The organism is Streptomyces sp. MB09-02B, assembly GCF_033794485.1.
Lineage (GTDB): Bacteria > Actinomycetota > Actinomycetes > Streptomycetales > Streptomycetaceae > Streptomyces.
Genome location: NZ_JARGEE010000456.1, coordinates 1 through 6,601, shown reverse-complemented (window position 1 = coordinate 6,601; position 6,601 = coordinate 1). Strand labels below are relative to the sequence as shown.

7 protein-coding genes are annotated in these 6,601 nt (G+C 71.7%); 1 reads left to right on the top strand and 6 read right to left on the bottom strand.

Going from position 1 to position 6,601, the window contains the following annotated elements; translation table 11 throughout:
• The 3 genes from P1P70_RS37705 to P1P70_RS37695 all read right to left on the bottom strand — a co-directional run.
• The coding region (locus P1P70_RS37705) for a helix-turn-helix domain-containing protein (protein ID WP_319245796.1) at positions 1-382 on the bottom strand (382 nt) is incomplete at its 3' end.
• A gap of 154 nt (positions 383-536) precedes the next feature.
• Positions 537-1,370 carry a hypothetical protein gene (locus P1P70_RS37700; protein ID WP_319245794.1) on the bottom strand — a complete coding sequence of 278 codons (834 nt, stop codon included), beginning with the start codon at positions 1,368-1,370 and terminating at the stop codon, positions 537-539.
• Between the two features lie 266 nt (positions 1,371-1,636).
• Positions 1,637-2,173, bottom strand: coding sequence for an HNH endonuclease (locus tag P1P70_RS37695; protein WP_086753161.1), 537 nt, complete (start codon positions 2,171-2,173; stop codon positions 1,637-1,639).
• Positions 2,174-2,487: 314 nt separating this feature from the next.
• On the opposite strand from P1P70_RS37695, the gene P1P70_RS37690 reads away from it, so the two are divergent.
• Positions 2,488-3,594, top strand: a complete 1,107-nt coding sequence (locus P1P70_RS37690; protein WP_319245792.1) for a mechanosensitive ion channel family protein — start codon at positions 2,488-2,490, stop codon at positions 3,592-3,594.
• A 152-nt stretch (positions 3,595-3,746) separates the two neighbouring features.
• On the opposite strand, the gene P1P70_RS37685 is transcribed toward P1P70_RS37690, so the two are convergent.
• From P1P70_RS37685 to P1P70_RS37675, 3 genes are read right to left on the bottom strand one after another with little or no spacing between them, the layout of a single operon-like run.
• Complete coding sequence (locus P1P70_RS37685; protein WP_319245790.1) at positions 3,747-5,108, bottom strand: ABC transporter permease; 1,362 nt, start codon at positions 5,106-5,108, stop codon at positions 3,747-3,749.
• Positions 5,105-5,818 (bottom strand): ABC transporter ATP-binding protein, encoded by a 714-nt coding sequence (locus P1P70_RS37680; RefSeq protein WP_319245798.1) that lies wholly within the window; start codon positions 5,816-5,818, stop codon positions 5,105-5,107. The genes P1P70_RS37685 and P1P70_RS37680 overlap by 4 nt, the downstream gene beginning before the upstream one ends.
• A gap of 38 nt (positions 5,819-5,856) precedes the next feature.
• Positions 5,857-6,390 carry a PadR family transcriptional regulator gene (locus tag P1P70_RS37675; protein ID WP_319245788.1) on the bottom strand — a complete coding sequence of 178 codons (534 nt, stop codon included), beginning with the start codon at positions 6,388-6,390 and terminating at the stop codon, positions 5,857-5,859.
• Positions 6,391-6,601 lie beyond the last annotated feature (211 nt).

The window sequence follows — 6,601 nt, the reverse complement described above, 5'->3', positions numbered from 1 at the left end:
GTCCGGGGGTGGGGACGGCGTGCTCCCCGACCGTGCAGCCGGTGATGTCGGCGACGGCGGCCAGGACCCGCTCGGGGGTGACGTCGAGTCCGGCGGCGTACGCGGCGGTCGGGTCGACCGCGTAGAGCTGGGCGTTGGGGCCGGGTCGGCCCGTGCCGGATCCGGCGGCGCCGGGGTCGCCGTCGCGGGGTCCGTCCGCGCCGGTGCCGGTGGCGACCACGAGTCCGGCGGCTTCGAGGCGGGCCAGGAGCTGGGAGGCGGTCGGCTTGGACAGCCCCGTCAGCCTGCCGAGCCGGGTCCGGGAGAGCGGGCCGTGCTCCAGCATCAGATCGAGTGCGGCGCGGTCGTTCATGGCGCGCAGTACGCGAGGGGTTCCTGCCATGGGTCCGCCACCTGCCCAACTGTTAGGAAAGTTTCCTATCGGATGCCAGGACGATAGGACTAGACCAGGCGAGCGTCAATATCCGGCCACGAAAAAGCCCCCGGGCGGCGGAGTCGCCACCCGGGGGCCGGTGCCCGCAGCGCGGGCGGTGGTGCTACTTCACGTCGACGTAGTCCGCCGCGGATGTCTTCGCCGCGGTGGTGGACGTACCCGCGAACTTGTAGCGGTACGAGCCGTCCTTCGACGCCTTCACGGTGGTGGACAGGGCCCCGCCCGTGCCGGAGGTCACCGTCTTCACGTCGGTGTAGGTGCTGGCGCCCTTGGCCTTGAACTGCAGGGTCACCTTCTGGCCCTTGTAGCCCGCGTACTTGCCGGTGTTCCAGTCCGCGCGGGTGAGCGCGCCCTTGACGGTCAGGGTGCGGCCCTTGACGACCGGCTCCGGGGTGGCGTTCACCGTGACCTTGGAGATCCGCTGGAGCTTGGCGGTGCCGAGGTTGCCCCAGACGTCACTGCCGATGTGGAAGCTGATGTGGTCGTCGGAGCCGTCCTCGTCGATGGCCTGCTCGGTGTAGACGGCGGCCGCTTTCCAGGTGGTGGCGTCCGCGCCCTCGAAGAGGTTCTCCCGAGGATCGATGGTGAGCTTCGTCGAGCAGGACTCGGTCACCGTGGTGTCGGTCGTCGCCGTCGTGGTGCAGGAGGACTTCGCGGCGCCCTCGATGGCGTTGTCGGTCTCCACCAGCGCACCCCGGTAGAGGGCGATGCCCAGGAAGCTGTTCTTGTTGTCGACCTCGAAGTCGTCCGGCCGGGTGTAGCTGTACGTGACCGGGACGGTCACCGCGGCCTTGGTGCCGACCGGGATCGGCTTGCCCTTGTTGACCGTGACGGCACCGAAGGTCAGGTCCGGCGAGTCGGCCAGCGCGGTGGGCGCGGCCAGGCCGGTGAGAGCCAGGGCGCCGGACACGGCGGCGCCTATGGCGAGCTTGCGCATGAGTCCCCACATTCGCGGCGGGCCCCTGGGCTTTGCGCTCCAGAACAAGGGTCCCCCGATGGGGTGACACTAGGCGATCACTCGTGTGGAGGGAACGCGGGGTACCTGTGAAGACGCCGACGAAGGCGCAGGTCAACCGGATGTGGGCGTTCCGGGCGATCCCCCGATGCGTACCTGGCGACTCCCCCGATGCGTACCTGGTGGCTCCCCGATGCGTACCGGGTGCCCCTGCGGCGAGGGCACCCGGCATGCAAAAACCCGGACCGTCAGGCGGAGATGCCGTCGATCCGGGCCAACGCGTCGTCCGCGCCGAACGGCTGCAGGTAGGGCAGCCAGCGCGGGTCCCTATGGCCCGTGCCGATGATGCGCCAGGCCAGCCCGGTGGGCGGAGCGGGTTTGTGGCGGAGCCGCCAGCCGATCTCGACGAGATGGCGGTCGGCCTTGACGTGGTTGCAGCGGCGGCACGACGCGACGACGTTGTCCCAGACGTGCTTGCCCCCGCGACTGCGTGGGATGACGTGGTCGACGCTGGTTGCGACGCCACCGCAGTACATGCACCGGCCCCCGTCGCGGGCGAACAGCGCCCTACGGGTCAGAGGAACGGGCCCCCGATAGGGAACCCGGACGAATCGCTTGAGCCGGACCACGCTGGGTGCGGGGACTGTGACGGTCGCGCTGTGCAGATAGGCGCCGGATTCTTCCAGGGAGACGGCCTTGTTCTCCAGGACGAGGACGAGCGCGCGGCGGAGCGGTACGACGCCGAGTGGCTCGTACGACGCGTTGAGGACCAGGACGTGCGGCACGGATGCCTCCTTGTACGCCGGCGGCGCGTGGCTCGCGCCGTGGACGATCCGTAGTCAGTCTCCCCTCCGGCCTGGTGGAAGCGCCACCATGTCCCGGTAACGGGCTGGGAGTGTTTTCGACCACACCTCATTCATCCCCCGCCGTGTGCGCCCTTCACTCCCTGGTGAGCGCCCTGTCTCCCGCGAACATGGCGGCGACCTCCACACAATGCCCCGTTAGTGTGGTGGGCCTGCCCGTCCGGTGACCTTTCCGTGACCCGATGGATCTTGACCGCCGTGCCGGAGGGCAGATAACGCACCTGGAGGTACCCGCCGTGTCGTCCGTTTCTTCCCTGCCCCTCCTACTGGCCGCCGCCACGCCGACGCCGTCCCCCTCGGAGACGGCGACGACACCGGCCGTGCCGTCGCTGGAGGACGCCCAGGAGAGCGCGACCAACGCCGCCAGCTGGGTGGAGGAGAACTGGTCCACGTGGCTGGCCATCGGTCTCCGCGTCCTGCTGATCGTGGTGATAGCGGTGGTGCTGAGAGTGGTGGTCCGGCGGGCGATCACCAAGCTGATAGACCGGATGAACCGCTCCGTCCCGGGCGTCGAGGGCACCACGCCGACCCTCGGCGGTCTGCTCGTCAACGTCGAGCGCCGCCGCCAGCGCTCCCAGGCCATCGGCTCGGTGCTGCGCTCGGTCGCGTCGTTCCTGATCCTGGGCACGGCCGCCCTGATGGTCCTCGCCACCTTCGAGATCAACCTCGCCCCGCTGCTGGCCTCGGCCGGTGTCGCGGGCGTCGCCATCGGTTTCGGCGCCCGGAACCTGGTCACGGACTTCCTCTCCGGCGTCTTCATGATCCTGGAGGACCAGTACGGCGTCGGCGACACCGTCGACGCGGGCGTCGCCTCCGGCGAGGTCATCGAGGTCGGCCTGCGCGTCACCAAGCTGCGCGGCGACAACGGTGAGATCTGGTACGTCCGCAACGGCGAGGTCAAGCGCATCGGCAACCTCTCGCAGGGCTGGGCCACGGCCGGTGTCGACGTCACCGTCCGCTACGACGAGGACCTCGACAAGGTCCGCCGCACCCTGACGGAGGTCGGCGAGGCGATGAGCAAGGAGGAGCCCTGGAACGAACTCCTCTGGGGCCCCATCGAGGTCCTCGGCCTCGACGACGTGCTGCTGGACTCGATGGTCGTCCGCGTCTCCGCCAAGACGATGCCCGGCAAGGCCCTCACGGTCGAACGGGAGCTGCGCTGGCGCATCAAGAAGGCCTTCGACGCGGCCGACATCCGCATCGTGGGCGGGGCCCCGGTCCTCGTGGCCGACGAGGACGCCGACCCGACGGCCGGAGTGTCGGCCCCGTCCGTCTACGCCAGCGCGACCTCGCCCCAGTCGGAGAGGGCCACGCCGATCGCGCCTTCGGCCGTGCCCAAGTAGCGCGAGGGCGCGTAGGGGGCGTGCGCGACAGCGTGGGGGCGTGCGCGACAGTGGGGGCGCCCGGATCTTTCCGGGCGCCCCCACCGCTCTTCCGGCCCCTCCGGCTGCCCAGGAGCACCCCCGTGTCTCCTGGGACGCCGGGTCTTCGGGCCTTACGTGTACCGCAGTTCCGTCGGCCGGACCGTGCGGTGGAGCAGGGGCAGGGAGGTCGCCGCCGCGAGCAGGCAGGTGCCGTAGACCGCGAGGGGGACCAGGGGCGCGCCGACGGGGACGACCAGGGCACCGCCCATGACCGTGGCGTACGTGACGGCGATCGCCGTGCCGCCGAGGCCGGCGACCAGCACCGACGGCGCGAGGGGCAGGGCCGTCTCCAGCAGCAGCGCCCGGCGCAGCACCTCGTACGGCACCCCGGCGGCGACCTGCGCGGCCAGGCCCCGGCGGCGGGTGGCGAGGGACTCGGCGGTGCCGACGGCCAGGCCGAAGAAGGTGATGGCGAAGCCGATGACGATGGCGGCGGCGGTGAAGTCGAGCCCGGCGATGTAGAAGGCGTCGTTCTCGGCCAGAAGGGCCGACCCCTGGATGTGCGCGAGCAGGGCCTGGCGCACGCCGATGTACCCGCTGCCGGCCACGACCCCCATGAGGACGGCCGCATGGGTGCGGGCCGCCGCCCACGGGTCGTCACGCAGCCGCTCGGCGGCGATCAGCACCGCCGGGTTCCCGGTGCGCGAGGAGAGCAGCCGGCCGGTGACCTTGGAGACGACGCCGGACAGCAGCACCGCGCCCGCGCCCACCGCGAGCAGGGCGCCGCACAGGATCAGCGGAGCCTGACCGGACGACTGGTCGGGCATGTTCCGGGTGGTGCCGGCGACAGCGAGGAGGGCCGCGAGCACGAGTACTCCGACCGCGCCCAGGAACACCCACATCGGCCCCCGGCCGGAGCCCGGCCGTACCCGTCGTACCCAGCCCAGCGGCGAGGCCACCACACGGCGCAGCGCCAGCACGCTGACGAGCGCGCCCGACGCGGGCACGCCGAGGGCCACCAGCACGATCACGAGCCACGTCACCGGGCCGGGGCTGTGCCACCGGCCCAGCAGGAACGCCACGAAGGCGAGGGTCGCGACCAGCGAACCCGCCAGGCAGGCCGTGCCCGTCTCCAGCGCCGCGATCCGCCGCACCTGGCCCGCCGAGGCGCCGGCCAGCCGCAGCCCGGCCAGCCGCCGGTCCCGGTGGACGGCGCCCACGCGGGCGCACTGACCGAGGAAGCCGAGGACCGGCACCAGCAGGAGCAGCAGGGTGGCGATCACCCCGGAGCGTTCACCGGGGTTGTCCAGCAGCCCGGCGGCCATGCCCAGCCGATGGTGACCGGCCAAGGAGGCGAGTGCTCCCGCCGCCAGGCCGAAGGCCGTCGCGAGCGCCGCCCCGGCCCCCGTGAGTGCCATCCGCCACCACTCCCGCCGGTCCGAACCCCGCGTCAGCAGCAGGGCGAGGCGCAGATCGTTCACCAGCCCCTTCACCGGGAGACCTCCAGCTCAGCGTCCGCCTCCGACACCACGACCCCGTCCCGCAGCGTCACCTCGCGGTCCGCGTACGCGGCGGTCTGCGCGTCGTGCGTGATCAGCAGGACCGCCGTACGGGACTCCCGGGCCGCGTGGGTCAGTGCCGCCATCACCTGCTCGCTCGCCAGCGAGTCCAGCGCCCCGGTCGGCTCGTCCGCGAACACCACCCTCGGTCCGGTCACCAGCGCCCGCGCCAGCGACACCCGCTGCGCCTGACCGCCGCTCATCTCCCCGGGCCGCTGTTCCTCCTGCCCCCGCACCCCGAACCGCTCCAGCCACTCGCCGGCCCGCTCCCGCGCGGCCCGGCGGTCCGTGCCGGCCAGCAGCAACGGCAGCGCGACGTTGTCGACGGCCGTCAGTTCGGGTATCAGCTGCCCGAACTGGAACACGACCCCGAAGTCCGTCCGGCGCAGCTCGCTGAGGTTCTTCTCGGGGAGCTGGTCGAGCCGCTTCCCCGCGTACGCCACCGAGCCCTCGTCCGGCCGGACGATGCCCGCCAGACAGTGCAGCAGTGTGGACTTCCCGCTGCCGCTGGCCCCCGTGACGGCGAGGATCTCGGCCTCCCGGAGCTCCACCGAGGCACCCCGCAGCGCCCGCGTCCTGCCGTGGTCCTTGACGAGTCCGCGGGCCGTGAGGAGCGGCATGGGCCGGACGTTCTTCCCGTGCATGTCGGCGTTCTTCCCGTGCACGTCGGCGTTCTTCTCGTTCAAGCTGCGTCGACCTCCGCGGTCAGGGTGGTCAGCCGGGCCGCGGTGGTGTTCATCCAGCGGAGGTCGGCGTCGAGATGGTTGAGGGCGTAGTCCGCCGCGAGCACGGTCGACAGGTCGGCGCCCGGCGCGGTCTTCACGGCGGTCAGCTCCCGCATGCGCGCCATGTGCGCGGTGCGCTGCCCCCGTAGGTAGGCGGCCGGGTCGCCGTCGGCGAGGATCGACACGACGAGCTTGGCGAAGATCTCGTTCGTCACGAACGGCGCGGGCGCGGTGATCTCCCCGGCCCACCTGGCCAGTTCGCGCGCCCCCTCGTCCGTCGACCGGTACATCGTCCGTTCCGGACCGCTGTCCGCCTCGGTGCCGTCGACCTCGGCGAGCCCGTCGCGAACCAGCCGCTGCAGGGTCGTGTAGACCTGCCCGTAGGCCAGCGGACGGGCCTGCGGGAAGCGTTCGTCGTGCCGTCGCTTGAGGTCGTAGCCATGGCTCGGCCCACCGGCGAGCAGTCCCAACAGGATGTGACGGGTGCTCATGCCCCTCAGTATGCACTGAGTATATGTACTGAGTGCATAGCTGTCGGTCGGGGATTCGGGGAGGTGTTCCGGATCCGGCGTGGAAGTGAGCAAACCCACGATGTCCGCCCACCCACGTCTGCGGCGGCGCGCGCTGGGTAGGGCTGGAGTACCCCGGACCCGCACCCCATCGCCGTACGACGACAAGGAGGCCCCCAGTGGCCATCACCAC